The organism is Pseudoalteromonas sp. MMG013, from assembly GCF_018100885.1.
Lineage (GTDB): Bacteria > Pseudomonadota > Gammaproteobacteria > Enterobacterales > Alteromonadaceae > Pseudoalteromonas > Pseudoalteromonas aurantia.
In genome coordinates, this window is record NZ_JAGJEE010000005.1 from 187,454 (window position 1) to 207,602 (window position 20,149).

15 protein-coding genes are annotated in these 20,149 nt (G+C 39.4%); 8 read left to right on the forward strand and 7 right to left on the reverse strand.

Going from position 1 to position 20,149, the window contains the following annotated elements:
- Window positions 1-199: 199 nt before the first annotated feature.
- Window positions 200-604 carry a hypothetical protein gene (locus tag J8L98_RS07505; RefSeq protein ID WP_210995916.1) on the forward strand — a complete coding sequence of 135 codons (405 nt, stop codon included), beginning with the start codon at window positions 200-202 and terminating at the stop codon, window positions 602-604.
- Between the two features lie 107 nt (window positions 605-711).
- Here J8L98_RS07505 and lodB read toward each other — a convergent pair whose 3' ends face one another.
- Both lodB and lodA read right to left on the reverse strand, forming a co-directional pair.
- The gene (lodB, locus tag J8L98_RS07510; RefSeq protein ID WP_210995917.1) at window positions 712-1,842 is read right to left on the reverse strand and encodes a lysine-epsilon-oxidase maturase LodB; all 1,131 of its coding nucleotides are present in this window, start codon (window positions 1,840-1,842) and stop codon (window positions 712-714) included.
- Between the two features lie 6 nt (window positions 1,843-1,848).
- Window positions 1,849-3,933 carry a CTQ-dependent lysine 6-oxidase LodA gene (gene lodA / locus J8L98_RS07515; protein ID WP_210995918.1) on the reverse strand — a complete coding sequence of 695 codons (2,085 nt, stop codon included), beginning with the start codon at window positions 3,931-3,933 and terminating at the stop codon, window positions 1,849-1,851.
- 431 nt (window positions 3,934-4,364) lie between these two features.
- Between lodA and J8L98_RS07520 the strand changes: the two genes are divergently transcribed.
- The 4 genes from J8L98_RS07520 to J8L98_RS07535 all read left to right on the forward strand — a co-directional run bounded on the left by J8L98_RS07520 (window position 4,365) and on the right by J8L98_RS07535 (window position 8,663).
- A complete protein-coding gene (locus J8L98_RS07520) occupies window positions 4,365-5,705 on the forward strand; it encodes an alpha/beta hydrolase-fold protein (RefSeq protein ID WP_210995919.1) in 1,341 nt (446 codons plus the stop codon).
- 245 nt (window positions 5,706-5,950) lie between these two features.
- Window positions 5,951-6,373, forward strand: coding sequence for a hypothetical protein (locus J8L98_RS07525; RefSeq protein WP_210995920.1), 423 nt, complete (start codon window positions 5,951-5,953; stop codon window positions 6,371-6,373).
- A gap of 239 nt (window positions 6,374-6,612) precedes the next feature.
- Window positions 6,613-7,125, forward strand: coding sequence for a MerR family transcriptional regulator (locus J8L98_RS07530; protein ID WP_210995921.1), 513 nt, complete (start codon window positions 6,613-6,615; stop codon window positions 7,123-7,125).
- A gap of 341 nt (window positions 7,126-7,466) precedes the next feature.
- Window positions 7,467-8,663, forward strand: coding sequence for a serine hydrolase (locus J8L98_RS07535; protein WP_210995922.1), 1,197 nt, complete (start codon window positions 7,467-7,469; stop codon window positions 8,661-8,663).
- A gap of 49 nt (window positions 8,664-8,712) precedes the next feature.
- Here J8L98_RS07535 and J8L98_RS07540 read toward each other — a convergent pair whose 3' ends face one another.
- Window positions 8,713-9,438, reverse strand: coding sequence for a transporter substrate-binding domain-containing protein (locus tag J8L98_RS07540; RefSeq protein WP_247682473.1), 726 nt, complete (start codon window positions 9,436-9,438; stop codon window positions 8,713-8,715).
- 301 nt (window positions 9,439-9,739) lie between these two features.
- On the opposite strand from J8L98_RS07540, the gene J8L98_RS07545 reads away from it, so the two are divergent.
- From J8L98_RS07545 to J8L98_RS07555, 3 genes are all read left to right on the forward strand, one after another.
- On the forward strand, window positions 9,740-11,263 hold the full coding sequence (locus J8L98_RS07545; RefSeq protein ID WP_210995924.1) for an EAL domain-containing protein: 1,524 nt from the start codon (window positions 9,740-9,742) through the stop codon (window positions 11,261-11,263).
- 386 nt (window positions 11,264-11,649) lie between these two features.
- A complete protein-coding gene (locus J8L98_RS07550; protein WP_247682466.1) occupies window positions 11,650-12,294 on the forward strand; it encodes an AraC family transcriptional regulator in 645 nt (214 codons plus the stop codon).
- A gap of 677 nt (window positions 12,295-12,971) precedes the next feature.
- Window positions 12,972-13,694 (forward strand): hypothetical protein, encoded by a 723-nt coding sequence (locus J8L98_RS07555; RefSeq protein ID WP_210995925.1) that lies wholly within the window; start codon window positions 12,972-12,974, stop codon window positions 13,692-13,694.
- Between the two features lie 337 nt (window positions 13,695-14,031).
- Here J8L98_RS07555 and J8L98_RS07560 read toward each other — a convergent pair whose 3' ends face one another.
- From J8L98_RS07560 to J8L98_RS07575, 4 genes are all read right to left on the reverse strand, one after another.
- Window positions 14,032-15,390, reverse strand: coding sequence for a hypothetical protein (locus J8L98_RS07560; RefSeq protein WP_210995926.1), 1,359 nt, complete (start codon window positions 15,388-15,390; stop codon window positions 14,032-14,034).
- A gap of 678 nt (window positions 15,391-16,068) precedes the next feature.
- Window positions 16,069-16,506 carry a hypothetical protein gene (locus J8L98_RS07565; RefSeq protein ID WP_210995927.1) on the reverse strand — a complete coding sequence of 146 codons (438 nt, stop codon included), beginning with the start codon at window positions 16,504-16,506 and terminating at the stop codon, window positions 16,069-16,071.
- An 862-nt stretch (window positions 16,507-17,368) separates the two neighbouring features.
- Window positions 17,369-18,397, reverse strand: a complete 1,029-nt coding sequence (locus tag J8L98_RS07570) for a methionine synthase (RefSeq protein ID WP_192506430.1) — start codon at window positions 18,395-18,397, stop codon at window positions 17,369-17,371.
- 108 nt (window positions 18,398-18,505) lie between these two features.
- Window positions 18,506-19,480 carry a DUF1852 domain-containing protein gene (locus J8L98_RS07575; protein ID WP_210995928.1) on the reverse strand — a complete coding sequence of 325 codons (975 nt, stop codon included), beginning with the start codon at window positions 19,478-19,480 and terminating at the stop codon, window positions 18,506-18,508.
- Window positions 19,481-20,149: the final 669 nt, after the last annotated feature.

Consider the following 20,149-nt stretch of genomic DNA (forward strand, 5'->3'; position numbering starts at 1 on the left):
CTAACAGGTCAGAAGTCTTTCATTTTTATTTTTTATAAAATATAAATGGCAGATATTGTTGATATAGCTTAAATAGAGTATTCTTTCCGAAAAAATCGGTACTAATGCCATATGCATGCTTTTGATCGTGTTTATTGGGTATACGAAACGCAACAATTGCCTTTGATAACTTACTCAATAGCATGCTTTTTAAGAGATTATGAAACTTAAATTATTTACATCAATTATATTAGCCACAACTTTATCAGCATGTAGTTCTACATCAAATGGTGGGGGTTGGCCAGAAGAACTAAAGCTTGCTGCAAATCAAATAAATAGTAGTTTGCCTATGATGTTAGATGCAGAGACAAGGATTGACTCTACATTCGCTTTTATGAACACGTTTACATACAATTATACGATAGTTACTTCATCGGTAAATGAAATCAATGTTCAAGCGTTTAGGGATTTGATGACGAAAAAGATCTTTAATACGGTGTGTACTAAACCAGATATGGCTTCATTCGTACAAAATAACACGGAGGTGAATTACGCTTATGTTGACTCCGATGGTAAACATATAACTAAAATATCTGTTGATACGCGCCAATGTGAAAAAATATAAAAAGGCGCTAGTAGGGGCCGAATACTTCAGCTTCATGTATTTTGATTTTTGATCTCTTTTGAGCGGCTAATGATAGCCGCTTTTTGGTCGTGAAATGTGGATGCAGACTACGCCACTTGGTGCACGTGCTGCTGGCGTTTCGCCCAAAAGGGGGCGTCATTCCAGCGTTGCTCTTTGTGATAAAAGTGCTGCTTTAAACCTAAATATTCCTCAAATTGCCGGGCTAAATCTTGCTGATATATATGACTATTTTCATTAAAATTAGTAGGGCTTGTTGCGTTGCCGATGATGGTTGCTACTTGGCATCCCGAGGTCATGGCAAAACCCAGACCCATAGAGGAAATAGGGTCAAATGCGCATGCGGCATCTCCTACAGGTAAATAGTTTTTTATGTGACTAAATTGATTAAAGTGCGTACCGGCGGGTCTGATCCAAAGGTTATCATCAATAAAATGTGCCCCCTCGACTCTTTTTGACATATATTTGCTGTGTTTGAGGTGCTGTTGCCACTGTGATTGACGATTTAACTTCATTTTTGAGATTAATTCAAAGTCGCTAAAGTAGGTAACGACAACCATCTGATCGGACAATGCGGCACTATACCACCAACCATACTCGTCACTTTCGATAAGCTGAATTTGTTCAAATGAGGTCGAGTCAGATTTATAAAAAGCCCCAACGCCAGTGAGTCTATCGTGTTGTGTAACAGACGCACCTAATGATTTACTTAATGATGAATTTCGTCCTGAAGCATCCACCAGATAATTGCACGTTATTGTAAACTTTCCATGCTCTGGATGATTCACTTCAACCACATAACGACCATCTTGCAATTGAGTGACCGCTTTGTGTTTAGTTCGAGGAAATACAGTGCCACCACGATTCAGCACGGTTTCAAGGAGGGTTAAGTCAAATACCTCGCGGTTAATCTGAAAAGTTGCTCTGTCTGGTGCAAAAATAGCATGCCGATTAGCGGATTTATCGCTGCCCCAAAAAGCACTATTACCTTGGGTTGGCGTAAAACAGCTGGTGCCAAAATGAGACTTTGGCAGGCGTAAATAGTCCAATATTGAAAAAATGCTCTCTGAGACGCTCTCTCCTACTCGCAGCCTTTGTAAATCCGAGCTTTCGACTAATGTAACGGATAATTTGGTGTGATTAAGCAAGTTTAATGCGGTGCTGGCCCCTGCGGGACCAGCGCCAACAACCAGCACATCACATTCGTGTGCATGTATCATTTTATATTACCGTCTTGTACGAGTACCACTGCGAGGTACTGCTCTACCAGCCGGTTTGGCTGTGATGGGAGCAGACATTTTTTCTTCCATACCTTTAAGTAAGGCTTTTGCTTTTGAGCAGCCTGAAGAAAGGTGGCTTTTAACATCATCAGGGATGTAAAAAACAGGGATATCAGTGCCATTATCTTGTGGGTTACCAGTAATGTCTGAAACTGGCACGTCCTTATAAGCAAACAATTGGTGATTACGTTCACTTTCAGTAAAAAATGGAAAGTTGGGTTCGCTCGCATTTTGATTACGAATAAACCCAAGCGCAGGCCAATGCTCTACCATTTGTACAAAACTGTTAATGCCACGGGCATAGTTTACTTGTTGACCAGCAGGCAAGTGGGTGGCTGACTGATCGTCCACTTGATTGGTCAATACGTCCCACGGACTTTGAGGTGGCCACCAGTAACTGTAATAAGTTGGCGCAAGAGGGACCATACTTGGCTCTTCAGCCGTACCTTCATTCACTTTATTGACTGTTGGGTCAGTGAAATTCACATTTTGAATGGTACAGTTGAAAAAGTCAGCCTGCCATGGACAAGCCATGCGTTTGGTTAAATCACCAGGTTGGCACCCGCCACCTTCACACTCATCACGCTCTGGGTCTAAACCATTAGGGAAACCACTCCCTATACTTTGATCTTTAATGACATACGGTGCGGCGTAAATCACGGGGTTCTGCATGCTCCAAGTTACTTCGATACCTGGGCACATTGGCAAGCCGACACAATTACCAACACTGCCTTGGTCAGCATGAAATACACCAAAACTATCTTGTGCTGACGTGGTTGGCAGTGGTTTTTCATTTGAGAAATTCCCACTGGCCCATTGGCTTAATAAGAAATATTGCGTCTGAGTTAAGGTGAGAAACTTATCGACAATATTATCTTCGGCATTACTGACCGAATTGCTACCTGAGTTAACCGGCATTAATGGCAGGTGACCTTCAATCCCATGTTCAAACAGCTGTTGATTGGTTTGCTCAATTGGCGGTGTTTGTTGCACAGTAGCAGGGTTGACCGGTTTTCTAAAATAGTTGAAATAGGCAGACCTGTTGGCTTGATTTTCTTCGGAGTTGTCTTTGAAATCAAAAATATTAGAGACGAATGCCGACATAGATTGTACGTTTGATACCCATTGATAGCGACTAATTCGCTGTATTATTGGCTCAATATCACGATAGTAATTAGCTTGATATGACGGTTGAAATTCGCCATTGCTATACATTTCAGCACATAGGTTTTGTTCACGGATAGCCACGTCGAACATGGTGTCGCTTAAGTTGGAAATATTAACGATTTCTGGGGCAAAATCAGGAGAGCCGACTATAACCCATGCTGATAACTTTAACTCTTGGCCATCGTTAAAAGTGATGGTGCAATAAACTGTGCCATCAGCAATATCATCATGCCAAGAGTCAGCTCCACCGTACGACTCAAGGGGTTCATTACCACCGGCATTACCGTAGCCTCCGATGACAATTAAACGTCCTTCGTTGTCGGTGATTATATTACCCAAAGACTTAATTTCAGTCCCTTGACAAGGTTTTGGGGGAAAGCTGACTGGGTAATTGTTGGAGGCGCTCACGTCATCAAAAATGGCTTTGGCATTGGGCCCTGTGATTGTTCTTGGTCCAGGGTCAATAATTAAACTGCGACGGTTGGTTTCACTGGCGTTGCGCCATGGTGTACCTCGATTACTGTAGCTGTTCTCTTCACCAAATAACAGATTACCTTGCAACTCATTAAATTCGTACCAAGCCGCCTTTTTATTCGCAATGTGCACAGTCCATGTGATCGCTTTGACATTATCACTTGCTAAAGTGAGCTCGTTATTGTCTTCATCAATAATTTTAAATGGCTGGCCTTGTCTGCGGATCCGTCCTTCCTGATCCTTAAATTGATGTACTGGGCTATCGATTTTGTTGCCCCATTCATCGGCTTCAAAGGGCAAACCACCAATTTGTTCGGGTGCTAAATAGAATTGACCTTCGCTATTGCCTAATCTGGCGACGCCAACGGAAGGGTGAAGAGAATAGTTCATATTTATATCCTTTAGATATATTAACTACGGCATATAAAAAGCACCGGTTAAAAATGTTCAACAGGGCTCACTCATCATGCTGAAAAGCTTCAGCTGAGGAAATGAATGTAGCAGTAAAGTTGAAATATGGATATTTCATGGCATTACATGACGCCGCTGCATAAGAATTATCAAAGCATGTAAGCTTTTGTTATGAATAATTAAAAAATGAAGCGATAAGCGAAATAAGCTTGTTTTGCTAATGTGATAGGTATTTCATTGCATATGAACTTGGCGCTAGAATTATTGCTGAAAAAGCACCACTTTCCCCAATTTGAGTGTTTGCAATTAGTAAAAATCAGGGAGAAATCAACGAGAAATCAGCTTTATCGCTAGTAATTTCTATCTAAACATTTAATGTGAAAATACCAAAAAGAAAAGAGTAAACCCTTGTGCATAAATTATTGTTACCACTGTTGAGCATTATCGTTTTGATAGGTAGTTACAGCGCTCATGCTGAAAGTTTAATTGAGTATAAAATCTCTTCTCTTGCACTCAAGCAATCGCAAACCGTACAGGTAAGTTTGCCAACAGAGTTTTCGAATACAAAACGCTATCCGATAATTTATGTACTCAACACCCATGACTTTTATGCAGGTGATTTCTCTGATGATGTGCTGCATCGAATTCGCCAACTAGAAGGGTATAACCAGATCCCAAATACTATCATAGTGTTGATAAACCATGACAGTTGGTATTCACTACTATTTAACCAAGCGGAACAGCTTACCCAATTTATTACTTCAGAGTTACCAGATTTTATCAGTCAAAAATATAAAACCAGAGAACGCCATCTGTTTGCCTATTCATATGGTGGCGCATACTTGCTGAGCAATAGTGTAAATTTACAAAGTCATTATGATCAACTCTATGCAATCTCAGCCGTTTTCCCTGATGTATCTTATGTGCAAAATATCGCTAATAGCCTAGCTAAATTAGATGATAAAAAAGCAAAGGTTACACTGTTCCAAGAGCAAGGACATTTGGCTGACACGCAATTCTTCAATACGAAAAATTTAGATGGCACCGTATTTAAACAACAGATTATTGCTGAGCACTCGCATCAATCAATCCTCCCTGTCGCCTTGAGTGATGGCTTGCGTTATCGTTATAAAGATTATGCGGTGGTTGATTATTTGAGTCAGTTAAACTTAAGTAAAGCCGAACTATCAGAGCGTTTTATTTCGATTCGTCGTCAATATACGCTCTCTGCCGAAAAGGCAGATCTCCAAAGTTTTTATAGTGAAATGGCGCAAAGTAAAATGGCTCAAGAACAGCTCCCTTTAGCATTTGAACTTTGGCGAGCGGGTAGTCCGCGGTTCAGGCATTATTTTATCAATCAATGGGGTGAACGCTTCTTAGCACAAGGAAAACTGGAGTTAGCTCAATTCACTTGGCAGCAACTTAGCAAGCTTTATCCTTATTCACCTTTTGCTTGGCATAAACTGAGTAAACTTGCCGTAAAGATGAATAACGCTAAAGTACAAAAAGTGGCGTTACAACAATTAGCTGATGCCATCAATCACTTTACTATTGACGACCATGCTTTGATTATGGCGTTTGTCATGCAGCATGATGCGACCTACCCCCAACTATCAATACGTGCACTTGAGCGTATTACCCTACAAATGCCGAAACACAAACAAGCTTGGCAAAGGTTACATCATTTTTATAAAAGCCAGGGAAAAGAAGCGCTGAGCAATAAAGCAAAACAGGCGTTAAGCACACTCTAATTGACATGCGAAAGCGACGCAATAAAGCGTGCCAATTATAGGGAAAATAAATGAATGGCCCGACGTAGTGCCCCCTATACTTTTGATTTGATTGTTGTTGAAGCTGAAAATCAATAATAGCTTGCGCAGTTGTCGCTTATTTTTGAGTTTTAAACAACGCGCAGTTGACGTGTCTACGGGTATCGCCTTTATCATCGGTTATTCGTTTTTTGAGACGGTTAATTTTTGAAATGAGTTGGTGGTAAATGATGATTGAACAAGCAAGCTTAGATGATAAAGCATTTATAGAACAATTTGAATGCCAAACGTTGGCACCTGTATATTTCAACCATATAGGCCATATTCGGGTAACCTGTATTTACTTATGTATGTATGACTTTGTAACAGCAAGAAACCGAGTCTGTCATGGTATAAAAGCGTATGCCGAAAGTTTGGGTGCAAAAGGTAAGTTCAATATAACAATGACAAATGCAGTGGTGACACTAATAGCAACTCGTTTAGAGGCTTGCAATGACAAATCTTGGCAAAGCGTGATAGCGAATAATCAAGATATTGTGTTGGATACGCCAGGTGTATTGCGTCAATATTTCACGCCGGAAGTTTTATTCAGTGAGCGGGCAAAAGTACAGGTTATGGAGCCCGATATAAAACCCATTGAATGTTTATAATTTACGCTACTTTAAGCTTACTCGCTAACCTCAGGCTTGGATAAGGGTTTTGGAATAGAGAATGTTTTGAAAACAAACTTACGTACAATGCAATGATGATATTTAGTTCAATACCAAGGCGCTTTTATGCAGTAATAGCGGGCTATTACAAATGAAAGCAACGTCGAGGGTGAGAAAAATAGCTTTATTGGGCAAATTCGCTTATCCACAGCTGAGGTTAACTATAAATAGGAGGCGTTATGCTAACAATCACAGCATTAGCGAGAGAGTGCAATGTGTCACGAACAACCATTTTATATTATGAGCGAATGGGGTTATTGAGGCCCAAATGCCGGACTGAAAATGGTTATCGGGGGTATGGTGATAACGAACTTACGCGTTTAAAAAGCATCGTGGCTTATCGTGCTTTTGGTATACCGGTTGCTGAGATCAGGCCATTGTTAGAGGAAGGGGGGGAGCAGGCGCAGCCTCAGCTACTTAAAAATCAATTCAAAAACATTGATGCGGAGATAGATAAACTAAGAAAACAACAACAAGCAATTGTTGTTATGCTTCAAGAACCTGACATGTTAAACGAGCAAGTGGTGTCAAAAGCGCGTTGGGTAGAAATCATGGTGTCACTTGGGTTTGATGACAAAGATATGGCCGCATGGCATCACAGTTTTGAGGCTATGAAACCTACGCAACATCAAAGATTTCTAGAATCACTGGGCATTACGGCTGAAGAAATAAAAAAAATAAGGATGTTATAAATAAACACTTTTTGTCGTTCTGATCATGTTAGGTATTAGATAAATCAGTTTTGCATTTAAAGTGGTTGCTTTTAAGTTGTTAATTTTAATTGTTTTATTTTTCCATTTGAGACATCAGTAAAAAGTCACTACAACCTCAAGTATTTTTCAACTGGCTGTTAGATTATGTTTTTTGATTTCATCATTAAATATTTATTTTTAGATTGAACTGGAATAGAGATGGAATTAACCGTTTCTTGTGAGGTATTACTTAGTAGACCATAGGCAACAGCAGGGGCAAGTGGCAAACGTACTGAATAAGTTCAATTAACAACGTATCAGTAAATAAAAAGGGAAATAGAATGGCCAGTAAACTAACAATTAAAATCTTGGTTATGACGACATTACTCAGCGTTGCGAGTAATGGTATTTTTATATCTACCGCCAAGGCAGAAAGTCGCGTGGCACCAGAGGTAACCAATGCGGAAAAATCACTGTCATTTTGGGATTTGCCTTATCTTAAGCAGGCCTATATTTCTGCGGCACCAAAAGATAGAAAAGAGGGTATTTCTGTTGGGCAATTGGGGGACAGAGTGGCTAAAAAGAATATTATTAAGTTAGCCGAAGAAATAGCGCAAGGTAAATACGGTCTTTATGACGGCTTGTTAATTAGTCACAAAGGTAAGCTGGTGTTTGAATCTTACTACCGACGAGGTCGTGTAAATTTGGCAGCAGGGCAGGCATCGGCAGCAAAAACTTATACCAGCTTGGCACTAGGCCGTGCAATTCAATTAGGCTATTTAAGCATGGCTGACTTAGACAAGCCGCTTGTCAGTTTTTTGAAAGACCTAGATACGACTAAGCTCGTTGCAGGGGCAGAAAAAATCACCCTGCATAAAGCGCTCACCATGCGTGGTGGTATTCGTGTGAGTGACGAGCAAGTGAAGGTATTGGAGGGGACGCCCGCCAAATTAAAAGGTCAAGGGCAAGTTCAAGCGTTACTTGAACACAGTACCCCTATTAATTCTGAGTCTCAGCGTTATTCATATGGTAATTTTAATCCGACCTTGGTGATGCAAGTACTGGATGCTGTGGTGCCAGGTACTGCGCAGAGTTTCATTAAAAAGGAGTTGTTGGATAAACTGGGGATCACCAACTATCGTTGGCAAAATGCCATCAGTGGCTTGCCCGAAGCGGGTTGGCGTGTGAGTTTAACGTCGCGCGATATGCTTAAATGGGGCGCTTTGCTTGCCAACAAAGGTAAGTGGCAGGGCGAGCAGCTTATTTCAATGGCCTACTTAAACAAGGGGACCCGAGGTATTGTACAACCTGCTGAAGCGTGGATCCCAAAAGCTTATCAGTATGGGTATTATATTTATCAAATGGATATACCTGTTAAAGGCAAAAGCTATAATGCCAATTTTGCTTGGGGTGGTGGGGGCCAATACATCATCACCATTGCAGAGCTTGATTTAATTGTGGTGATTAAAGGTCATGACAGAGAAGATAAGATCATGCCATATGCTTTAAAAACCATAGTTCCCGTGTTTGCTCATTAAACGTGTCAGAGTAAAAATCAATGAAAGAGGTCAACATGGTTGGCCTTATCTATTTATTGATATCTACGTGGTTTTGTATTTTTTCAAAAGCGGCTTTAAAGCGCTGAACTAACAGAGGAGAAGTGCTTTTACTCATGGCGATATAAAGTTGGAATTCATTTGGATTAAAAGTAAACACTTTCTTTAATAATTCGTACTGAAGGTCAGAGCTTTCTAGGTGAGTTTTGATCATTGCATCAGTGGCGATAATTAAATCTATTCTTTTAGAAAACAACATTTCTATGTTTTGTTTGTTGGTCGTTGTTAGGTATAGATCCAAATTTTTGTCTAAGTTATTTTGCTTTAAATAGTGGTGGGTACTGTCTTCTCGGGTTACAGCGATTGAGTATTGGTTGGCATCGTCAATGGTGTTAATTTTGACATGTGAATGCTCTTTCAGTGTCCATATATGCCCTTTAAGGGGGCTTATCGAACCTATCCAATGGAAAAGTTTCTCACGATCTTTTGTTCTTGCAATGGAGAATATAAGCACGTTCGGTTGCTCTAATGCGACCTTGTAAGCCCTTGCCCAAGGGTATACTTCAATGGGCGCATTAAAGTTGACTTCAGCCATTATTTTTTTCACTAGTCGTACTGCCACACCTTTAACAGGTTTGTTTTGCTCACTGATTTGAAAAGGCGGGAAGTGCTCTGTCACGACTCTGATTGATTCAGCGCTGGTCGTAACGTTAAAGCTGAAGAGTGTAATAGAAAGCACAAATAATTTGTTTCTCATTGTCACGGTTAAATGACCTTAATTGGATCAAGGGTACTATTTATTGTAGTTAAACCTATAGAAGTGGTGAGATTTATATGATTGATGCGGTTTCTTGCATCATTGAACTTTAGCGTTTTAAGGACGATCGTTAGCAGCAACGGTTTTCATTTTTTTTAAGCGCCGCTATAGAAAAAATGAAAGGTGTCAGCCTTGTTTTTATTGCAACTGCCGCCTTTAAATGTTGACCTCCTTCATATTCTAGACAACCATATGATGTAACCTCCTAAAAGCACATCATAATGTAACAGCAGGTAGTTTTATGAAATTTCAACGTCCATGGGCGTCAGCTTTATTATTGTTAACGTGTATTACTATTACCTTAACTTTTCATCACCACATTGCGAGTTTTTACGTTAAGCATGCGATTGATTCTGAGTTGGAGTTCTTGCTAGAAAAACTCGAAACGCATGTGGGAGAAGCGATTGACATGAATGAGCAGTTTATGCGAGATCTCACTTTTGATTGTTCAGCATCTGATATTACGAAAATGCAGCGGGCGGCATTTACAAGTCCGCATGTGCGCTTATTTGAGATTCATACACAAAGTGGCAAACAATGTTCAAGTCATGGCAGGGCGGTTGAACAAAGCGAAGAAGACTCTTGGCATACTCTGAAAGATAACGTGTTTATTGGCTCTGAGTTAAATAATATTACCCATACTCATGACCTTGCTGTGATTAATACAGCTCCTAATTACAAACTCATTGCCGATATAGAGCCTATTCATATCCCTCGGGCATTTTGTGATGAGTGTGCTGTATTAAAAGTTCAATTGAATAACCTCGATATTTTGGTGAGTGATATTGATAGTCAAACAAACGACTTGGCTTTGTCTTCTTTTATTTATTCAGATAAATATCCATTTTCTTTGTCACTGTCGGTGTCGAAAAACTATTTATCGCCTGTAGAGCATTGGAGTGGTGCGATTAGTTTAGGCATTGGTGCAACTTTAGGGTTATTACTGGTTTTTGCTATGCAATGGTTGTTAAGTCAGAATCAAACTATGGAAGCTTTGATAAAGCAGGGACTGCAAGCGCATGAGTTTAAGCCATATTACCAGCCTATTTTACACTCTAAGTCGGGAAAAATAGTGGGCTGCGAGGTTTTAGTACGCTGGGTAAAAGAAGATGGCACGGTTATTCCGCCTTATCAGTTTATTCCATTTGCAGAAGATTCTGGCCTTATCATTCCAATTACCGAGCAGTTACTTTACCGAGTTGTGCGTGATATTAAAAAGTTGAACTGGGCTGACACTGATAAGTTTATGAGTGTGAATATAGTGCCTGAACATCTTTATAGTAATGATTTATATGATTATATTTTATCTTTAAAAACAGATGATAGCTGGAGTTTTAACAATTTATCGTTGGAGATCACGGAGCGCAGAAAAATTGAAGACTTACAGCAAGCTAAAGTGACTTTATCTAAATTCTACGAGATGGGTATTGAGCTTAAACTTGATGACGCGGGGACTGGTTATGGTGGATTTTCGTACGTACAAGAATTGGGAATTTCCACGATTAAAATCGACAAAATGTTTGTTGATGTGATTGGCACCGATGATATGAAAAGCTCGGTACTCTCGTCAATTATTGCGTTTGCTGAGGCTTCTTCTAAAAAGACCATTGCCGAAGGGGTTGAAACGAATGAGCAAGTGGAATATTTGGCCAAGCACGGCGTCTATAAAATACAGGGCTATGTTTACGCCAAACCCATGCCGTTCAATGAACTGGTGGAGTGGAAAAAGGTAGCTAAAAACCTCATTACGATGAAACATAGTTAACCTCAGGTTTGGATAAGGGTTTTGGAATAGAAAATGTCTTGAAAACAAACTTACGTACAATTCAATGATGATATTTTGTTCAATATCAAGGCGCCTTTATGCAGTAATAGCAGGCTATTACAAATGAAAGCAACGCTGAGAGTGAGAAAAGTCGCTTTATCGGGCAAATTCGCTTATCCAGAGCTGAGGTTCGTTAGTATTAAGTGGCTCGTTTTTAGCGATTCGTTCTACAGCTGAGCCAAGTTACGAAGTAACTTGGCTGAATACCTCGATATCATACATTTCCGATTGGCCTAGGTTTTCTATTTATCGCGTCACGCACTGTTTTTGTAAATCTTTGAAATTTAAGTTTTGTTTTTATCGCATTTACGGCTTTATTTTTAGCAATGGCGTTTAATCTTCACAATAGGCATTGCCAGCAATTGATGGAACGCTTTTCTGACATTGAGCAACGAGCTGTGGGGTGGTTTAGCACGGTATTGCTTATTTGGGGCGCTGTCTGGTTTATGTATGCTGTTGAGTTTGCTTTAGGCGCGCTGGGGTGGCATTGGTTTGGCTCAGGTATTGTATTGCCTATTTTTGAAGTGATTGCACTGGCTATTTTTGTGCAAAAGGCCTTGGGTCAAAGGAGTCTGCATAGCGCAGATAAAGGCTTACCGCGTGCGAATCAAGGCAGAACGGCGTTACTCAGCGATGAAAAAATGCAACGGGTTGCGTCAAAACTTGAGCTGTCGATGAAAGAAGATAAGTTGTTTTTGCACAATGATTTATCTTTAAAGAAGCTCTCAGAATCGATTGCTGAAACCGAAAACCATATATCAGAAACTCTTTCTCAGCTTTTACAGACTAATTTTTTCCAATTCGTGAATGGTTTTCGCGTTGAAGAAGCAAAAGCTGAATTGAAAGATAAGGGGAAACTCGTGACTAATATTGCCTTAGATGTGGGCTTTAACTCTAAATCGACATTTAATACCGCATTTAAAAAGGTAGCAGGATGTAGCCCATCAGCCTATCGCAATTTATTGAACTAAAAGAAAGCAGATCTGTTTTGAACAAGTATGTTTGATGTGATCTGGTGCATCATTTAAAAAGTGAGTACTTTAAGAGGGCAATATGTTTGGGGGAGTTTACTTACTATTTTTTGAATGATTTTTAGAAATTAAACGACTCGATGTGTTGCTGCTTAGGTGTAACTTTTATTTAATTGTGCAACCTTGTGGGGTTAGAAATTGGAAGCTATTTTAGGTCAATATATCGTACTTGATTAGAGATATATTTAAGGTGGAGGTATTAACACGCCGCCAAAAATTATTATAAATTGGCGAACCAAGACGTATTTTCTCTAAGCGTGAAATTAAAATGTTGTAAATCAGGAAACAGAAAGAGGCAATAAAGAAAAGTTAAGAATCGTTAGTCGATTTTATTTATCAATTCACCAATCGGACAGTGTTGCAGGCTTTATATTGGCTGGTAACGGCATATTGAGAAACTTCAATTAGTATGTGTATGTTTTCGATAAAGGTCAGACGAGGGAGTGTGTCAATTACATAATATCGATTGTTGTTGTTTTTGGGTTAGTTTCGATAGTTGCGTGTCAAGCTGTAAAGCTAACTTAAATGTTTATTTTATGTAATTTATAGATTGAACTAAACTTTTATTATAACCTGCCGATTGCTAAGTAAGCTCACTAAGAAAAGGATATTTTTTTATGAAAGTAAATACTGCAGCTATTCCTATAGTTAATACTTTAACGGCCGATAGTAAAGCGCGGCTTGTGAATGATGTTGAGTCGAATAAACCCTTACCGATTGCTGATGTGTATCATAAAGAAAACGACCAGCAACCACCCTCTACTTATCGCCGCCCAGTTATAGTTGGGAAAGCGCAAACGCTTATTGAAGAGCCGGAGCAAACCAGTGCAAGGCTGAATGAGGCCTATTCTCAGTTATATTTCAATGGTGATATGTTTAAAGCTGCGGATAAGCTTGCTGATCAATACAATCAGTTTATGCATGAACTAGCGAGTGACGCCCCGCAGTTAGCAGAGAAAGATTGGGGATTTTCGGTTAATGAAAGTGGCGCTATTGCGGTCTCAGGGCAATTAAGTGAGGACGAGGTGTCTTATCTTGAAGAAAAACTGAACGCGAATAAAACACTAGTTCAATTTGCTAATGAGGTAAAAGATAGTTTTTTAAAGTTTACTGAACTTGAGCGAGGGCCCAGTAAGAATGCCACAAGTCAGTATTGGGGCAAATATGATGTTAATGAGAAGAATTTTTCCGATCTCGTTGATATGCGTTCATTGATGGAAGAACAAAAATCTTTTGAACAGTCGAATTATAGTATTGGTGAAAACTTAAACCTGTTTGGTTTTATCGATAATATGGGGGCGCAATTGAGTGCTAAAGCACAAGCGACATATGCAGAATAAAGCGCCGATTTATAACTTATTCTACTCAAGGTTGAATCTGAATTAAGAGAACATGTTGCTTATTATTGGCAAATGCTTTGCCGGTCATAGGCTCGGCTGACTTTATCGAAGTTCAATACGTAATATTGAGCATAAAAAATATTCCCGTCGATGGTTTGATACCTGTGTTATTAGGTTTAAATCTTAATCATTTATAGTGATAAACGGCTGGAACATAGTCGTGAACGCAGTGATTCTAGGGGGTCATTGGAGGTTTTGTAAGTAATTTGAAATAGGTATGTCTGAATGTGAGTAATGGTCGGCTAAGTAATAGCAGACCAAAACTTGTACTTTATAATTATGATTTTACGCTGGAAATTAAATCTTGATCGCAGATGTGGCCAAGAAAAACCCAGGGTACGTTATCACCACCGATGCCTATTGTATCCATCGTACCATTATTGTCTGCATCTAGGTTGGTTTCTATTTCAATCCTCCACGCGCCAACTTCAACATCTGAACGCCAAGTATTACGATACCCAAAGCTATATTCGGTGTGCTCTAAGCCATGCCTATTTGGTGAACAAGTACCTAAACTAATGCTGCTGGATATTTGGCCACTTGCATTCGATGTTGCAGTATAATCTTCAGTACCATCCGTTGTCAGCCGTACTAATTTCGCCTTTGCATTTTCAATAGGTGCCCCCGTTGAATCATTGATTGTGAGAGCCCAGTTAAGGTTTCTATAAGCCTGAGTGGTTAGGTATGGATCATTATGTGATGAATATGGAATACGATTAACATTCGCTTCACCGGATACTCTATGGCTACTAAATGAGGCCACTACAGATTGAACAGATAAAGTATATTGATTGGCACTATTTACCGGTAATGCAGTATTCGCTCTTACTCTTAAAGTAATTACTTGGTTTGGCTGCAGCCCTGAGATTGGATGTATAGCGTTGGCTGATAAAGGCACCCAACCACCATTATAAATCTCAAAAATATATTCATCAGAACTGCTGTCTAAGAATCGAAGCGCCAAGTTTTGGCCATTAACAGCAGTAAATTGATACAAGTCGATATCATTTAAACTATCCATGTTGCCTTGAATCAAATTTTGTCCTGCCGATAATTGTGTTGCTGTTGCTACCGTGTCGTTAAATTCATAGCTGTCTAACTGAGTTGTGACACTCGCACCAACGTTAAACGCCGAACCATCTGACTCAGCCACTTCCATATACCAATAGTAGTGCCCTGGCTCAGTGAGCGTAACGACGACTTCATCATCAGTTCCTGTGTTTGTACTTTGACCGAGTGCAGTAAAGGTATTATCAGCATTATGTTTAATGATACTCAAATCAATATTTGAAGTGCCTGTTTGACCAAAGAGGAGAGCTGTTGTTTTGCTGCGTTGCGTAATTTCAAAGTGATAGCATATTACATCTCCAGCTGACGCACCGCTAAGAGTGTATTGGTTACCGGTTGCGAGTGTTGGGCAGACAGGAGTGATGGCTTGTGGCGGCGCATTAATAGCCGCTCTACTAAGTTTTTTGTTTTGTACAAGTGAGCTTTGAGCAATTGCGGGTCGCATCATAATCTGAGGTGGTGAAAACAGTGAAACCTCGCCGGCAACTTGCAAGTTATGTTCAGTTGCATTTGCTTGAGTTAGCAAAGCGAATGGAATAATAGATAAAGCTATTTTTGAAAGTTTCATATAATAATCCTTATTAAATGTCGGTTTGACTCATCTATAAAAGCATATTACTTTGAATTAGGTAATGTGCATAAACTGAAAATATAGAGAGTATATTTCCCATTTTAAATGTTGATTTTTAATTTTTTATTATATTTTTTGTAACTGGGCTAGGAAGTGATAATCTAGTATAAGTTGATTTTATAGGTAATAAGGTGGCTGTACTCTGGTTAACCGTTCTTTTACTGGTGTTGAAATAAAAACCGATATTGATGGAAGACTTAATCTCCATAATCTCTCGAATAAAATAAGGGGGTAACTGTTAATTTGAGATTTTTCTTTGTAGGTGTAAGGGATGCTTGGTTTATTCTAGGCACTTCTGAGAGGGGCGTTATTGAAGGCGTTAACTAAACAGTAATTAATTTAAATGGAGGTTTACCGATAAAAATTATGTCAAAGGTCATGCTCATAGTATATACGTGAGTGAGAGTGCTACTGTATAAAAGCGTGCACCGGCGCGATATTTTATGTGTGTGGTATGATGTCATACTACAAATCAGCGGGTACACTATCATCACTTAGTCTTGCGTTGTTTTTACTTTAGTTTTTAGTGAAAGCTTTCCTTTTAATGAAGGCTAAAGCGACTAGTTATAATATGATCACCGCTTTGAGCACCCTTAAGAACGTAAGCTATGCGATTTATTCTTTAGTTTTATCTTTTTGTATAAGCGTATTTGCACCATACCAAGCGGCAATAGAGTAACAGATGACGAATGGCAGGGGTTCTACGCTCAGCCACAAGAACAAGTCTGACCATGAAGAAAAGGCCAGCGTTTGACCAAACTCGTGCTCATATTTGGTAACGCCAACCAATAAAAATGTGATAACAGCCACTTGCAAAGTGTGCATGACTTTAAAGCGATGAGCACTTTGCCTATGAACAAACGGTGCTTGCTTGTTTAGAGTGACCCAGCGCAGGGCATAGATTGTAACGAAAAACCACACCGTTATTTTAAAGATATTTGTATTAAGTGAATAGAGAAGATCGACATTATCTGTATCCAGATAGTCAAAAAACGTAAAAATAATGAACTGTACAAAAGACGTTAACGTACTGAGTAAAATAATTTTAAGCACGATGTTCCTCTTTGATTTTTGAAATAATGTAATATCCGTCCCTTTTCTTGTCAATTGCTGGTTTCTAGCTTGTGCTTTATGAGGTGTTGAATACTAAATTGTTGTTTTTTGGTGATTGGAGAAAGTTTTTAAGGTATGCAACCGGTATTGCTATTGAAATGATTGTGTTGAAAAATTTCGCTTATTATAGGCTCAAGTATCTAGGAAGATAAAGGCATCAATGTGCTAAAAAGCCTTATTAGAGCAGTGCGTATATCATTGTTTAATCTAGAGCTACTGGTGATGCTATTGATATTGACGGGCCGAAAATGAAGTGGGAATGAGCTTTCAGATTAGCGTGTATAGAATAACGACGGCTATATGGCCTTGATAAGGCCCAACGCATGCTTTTCACGTTGAGCCTGTTGAAGAAATACATATAAAACAGGGTTTAGCGGTATTTGGTAACCTCAGCTCTGGATTAGCGAATTTGCCCAATAAAGCTATTTTTCTCACTCTCGGCGTTGCTTTCATTTGTAATAGCCCGCTATTACTGCATAAAAGCGCCTTGATATTGAACAAAATATCATCATTGGATTGTACGTAAGTGTGTTTTCAAAACATTTTCTATTCCAAAACCCTTATCCAAACCTGAGGTTAAGTAACCTCAGCTCTGGATAAGCGAATTTGCCCAATAAAGCTATTTTTCTCACTCTCGGCATTGCTTTCATTTGTAATAGCCCGCTATTACTACATAAAAGCGCCTTGATATTGAACAAAATATCATCATTGGATTGTACGTAAATTTGCTTTCAAAACATTTTTATGCCAAAACCCTTATCCAAACCTGAGGTTAGTTAAGTTGTATTGCTAAGTTGTATCGTTAAGCCGATAACTCTTTTCTGATGATCTCGGCACCAGCACTTAACGCGTTCAGCTTTCCTCTCGCGACGGTATGCGACAGAGGGGCCATACCACAGTTTGTACATGGGTAGAGTTTATCGGCATCGACAAACTGCAGGGCTTTTCTGAGTGTATCTGCGACTTCCTCTGGTGTTTCAATCGTATTACTGGCCACATCAATCGCACCGACCATCACTTTCTTGCCACGAATGAGTTCAAGCAAGTCCATAGGCACATGAGAATTGTGACACTCCAATGAAATAATATCGATATTTGATTTTTGTAGTTTTGGAAACGCTTCTTCATATTGACGCCATTCAGACCCAAGTGTTTTTTTCCAGTCTGTATTGGCTTTAATGCCATAGCCGTAACAAATGTGCACGGCTGTTTCGCATTTTAACCCTTCGATGGCGCGCTCTAATGTGGCAATGCCCCATTCATTGACTTCATCAAAAAATACGTTAAATGCGGGTTCATCAAATTGAATAATATCGACACCTGCAGCTTCCAACTCTTTGGCTTCTTGGTTGAGTATTTTTGCAAATTCCCATGCCAGCTTTTCGCGACTTTTATAATGGGCATCATACAAGGTGTCTATCATGGTCATCGGGCCAGGCAATGCCCACTTGATGGGTTGCTTGGTTTGCTGACGTAAAAATTTGGCATCTTCAACAAAAACGGATTTTTGGCGGCTAACAGGGCCAACAACGGTTGGCACACTCGCATCGTAGCGATCGCGTATTTTAACGGTTTCACGTTTTTCGAAATCTACGCCGTTGAGGTGCTCAATAAAGGTTGTCACAAAGTGCTGACGGGTTTGCTCGCCATCACTGACAATATCTATCCCAGCGTGTTGTTGATCTTGTAATGACAATCGCAAAGCATCTTGTTTGCCAACAATGAGCTCGTTGTCTTGCAATTTCCAAGGAGACCATAATGTTTCAGGTTCTGCAAGCCACAAAGGTTTAGGTAAACTGCCCGCAGTTGAAGTCGGTAGTAATGTTTTCATGTTAAATGATGCCGTATATTTTATTGATGATAGAACGTGGCTACTTTCAAGAGTATTGCCACGTAACTGCTGCATGTACTTATTTCATATATCAACTATGTATATTAATTACACATAGTTGGCAGACCATTGCTCAAGCACATTTTGGTGTGGTTTGATGAAATGTTCTTCAGTAAATTTACCTTGCTCACTTGCCAATCTGCTGCGCTCTTCTCGGTCATAAATTATTTGAGTGAGTGAATGGTCCAAATTCTTTAAGTTGGGTTTGTAAGACGTACCAGCGACCGCATTGGCGTTATAGATTTCAGGTCGATAGATTTTCTGGAACGTTTCCATGGTGCTGATGGTGCTAATCAGTTCAAGCGTGGTGTAATCATTCAGCAAGTCACCAAAGAAAAAGAAAGCCAAAGGGGCGACACTGTTTGGCGGCATGAAGTAACGCACCTGCAAACCCATTTTTTTGAAGTATTGCTCAGTCAGAGATGATTCATTTGGCAGGTATTCAACGCCTAAAATCGGGTGTTGATTTTCTGTACGCTGATAGATTTTGTTATCAGACACACTGAGGCATATCACGGGCAGTTTTTTGAAATTTTGTTTATACACTTGTGAATTCACAAAGTACTGAAAAAGTTTGCCGTGTAGCTCGCCGAAATTGTCAGGAATGCTAAATTGAGGCTGATCTTTATTATGTTGTTGTAACAATACACTAAAATCGTAATCGCGCACATATGAAGAAAAGTTATTGCCGACAATGCCTTCAATACGCTTATTGGTTTTGTGATCAATGATGTGCGTTTTCAGTATTTCAATTGACGGAAAAGTTTCACCTCCGCCTTCAATATCCATGTTTACTGAAACGATTTCTAGTTCAACAGAGTAACGGTCTCCTTTGATATTATCCCAGTTAGCTAAGGCATTGAAACTATTATCAATCATTTTTAATGCATTTCGTAAATTTGCTTGACGGTGGCTGCCTCTCGCTAAGTTAGCAAAGTTGGTGGTAATACGTGTATTGTCTGAAGGATGATAATTTTCGTCGAGACTTATGCTCTTAATCGTAAATGTAAATTCTTTGTTCATGATAATCTGGTATCCAATTTTTGAGATAAAACCTGAATTAGTTGATTGCTCTTGTCGTGCTTTCCAATCTACCAATCTGATTTAATCAGCGAGTAATTTAAACCGTGTGTTCTATTTAGCGTATGTGCCTTATTGAGCATCAACGGTTGTCTTGCTTTGCGTTAAGAGCATGGCACTATTTATACGTGCTTAGATGCATGAAGAAAAATGGTTTAATTTCAGATACAACATGAGTCATATTCAAGGTGCAACTAAATCGAAAAAGGTCATCCAGAATACGCATGAAACTGAGTGTTAAAACATTAAAATACCACCCAAAAGTCTGGGTGTTTAGATGGCTAGATATCCATATTGTGTTTTTTTCATATGAAACATTAATAAAATTCAAGAGTTATCATAATCAAATGTTAAATCGGGCCTTAGATATATTGATATACTCAAAATGGATGTGGTGAGCTGAGGATAAAACTTAAGCGCCATAGTTGGCTTACATGGTGTTGGTCGAGGTGTTTATGTCTTGAATCATTTTCATGATGATAATCTGATAGTTTACGAAAAGGTTTATGATTGGCCGCATGTTTCGTAAATTGTGATACCAGCCTCATACTGAGTTTGCCGCTAAAGAGCACAGTCATGTTGCGTGATTGCCCTTGAACTATAATTAGAGAT

Bases quoted from the DNA above. Each gene is read 5' to 3' on its own strand.
- J8L98_RS07505 (WP_210995916.1), top strand. From the start codon at position 200: ATGAAACTTAAATTATTTACATCAATTATATTAGCCACAACTTTATCA.
- lodB (WP_210995917.1), bottom strand. From the start codon at position 1,842: ATGATACATGCACACGAATGTGATGTGCTGGTTGTTGGCGCTGGTCCC.
- lodA (WP_210995918.1), bottom strand. From the start codon at position 3,933: ATGAACTATTCTCTTCACCCTTCCGTTGGCGTCGCCAGATTAGGCAAT.
- J8L98_RS07525 (WP_210995920.1), top strand. From the start codon at position 5,951: ATGATGATTGAACAAGCAAGCTTAGATGATAAAGCATTTATAGAACAA.
- J8L98_RS07530 (WP_210995921.1), top strand. From the start codon at position 6,613: ATGCTAACAATCACAGCATTAGCGAGAGAGTGCAATGTGTCACGAACA.
- J8L98_RS07535 (WP_210995922.1), top strand. From the start codon at position 7,467: ATGGCCAGTAAACTAACAATTAAAATCTTGGTTATGACGACATTACTC.
- J8L98_RS07540 (WP_247682473.1), bottom strand. From the start codon at position 9,438: ATGAGAAACAAATTATTTGTGCTTTCTATTACACTCTTCAGCTTTAAC.
- J8L98_RS07545 (WP_210995924.1), top strand. From the start codon at position 9,740: ATGAAATTTCAACGTCCATGGGCGTCAGCTTTATTATTGTTAACGTGT.
- J8L98_RS07550 (WP_247682466.1), top strand. From the start codon at position 11,650: ATGGCGTTTAATCTTCACAATAGGCATTGCCAGCAATTGATGGAACGC.
- J8L98_RS07555 (WP_210995925.1), top strand. From the start codon at position 12,972: ATGAAAGTAAATACTGCAGCTATTCCTATAGTTAATACTTTAACGGCC.
- J8L98_RS07560 (WP_210995926.1), bottom strand. From the start codon at position 15,390: ATGAAACTTTCAAAAATAGCTTTATCTATTATTCCATTCGCTTTGCTA.
- J8L98_RS07570 (WP_192506430.1), bottom strand. From the start codon at position 18,397: ATGAAAACATTACTACCGACTTCAACTGCGGGCAGTTTACCTAAACCT.
- J8L98_RS07575 (WP_210995928.1), bottom strand. From the start codon at position 19,480: ATGAACAAAGAATTTACATTTACGATTAAGAGCATAAGTCTCGACGAA.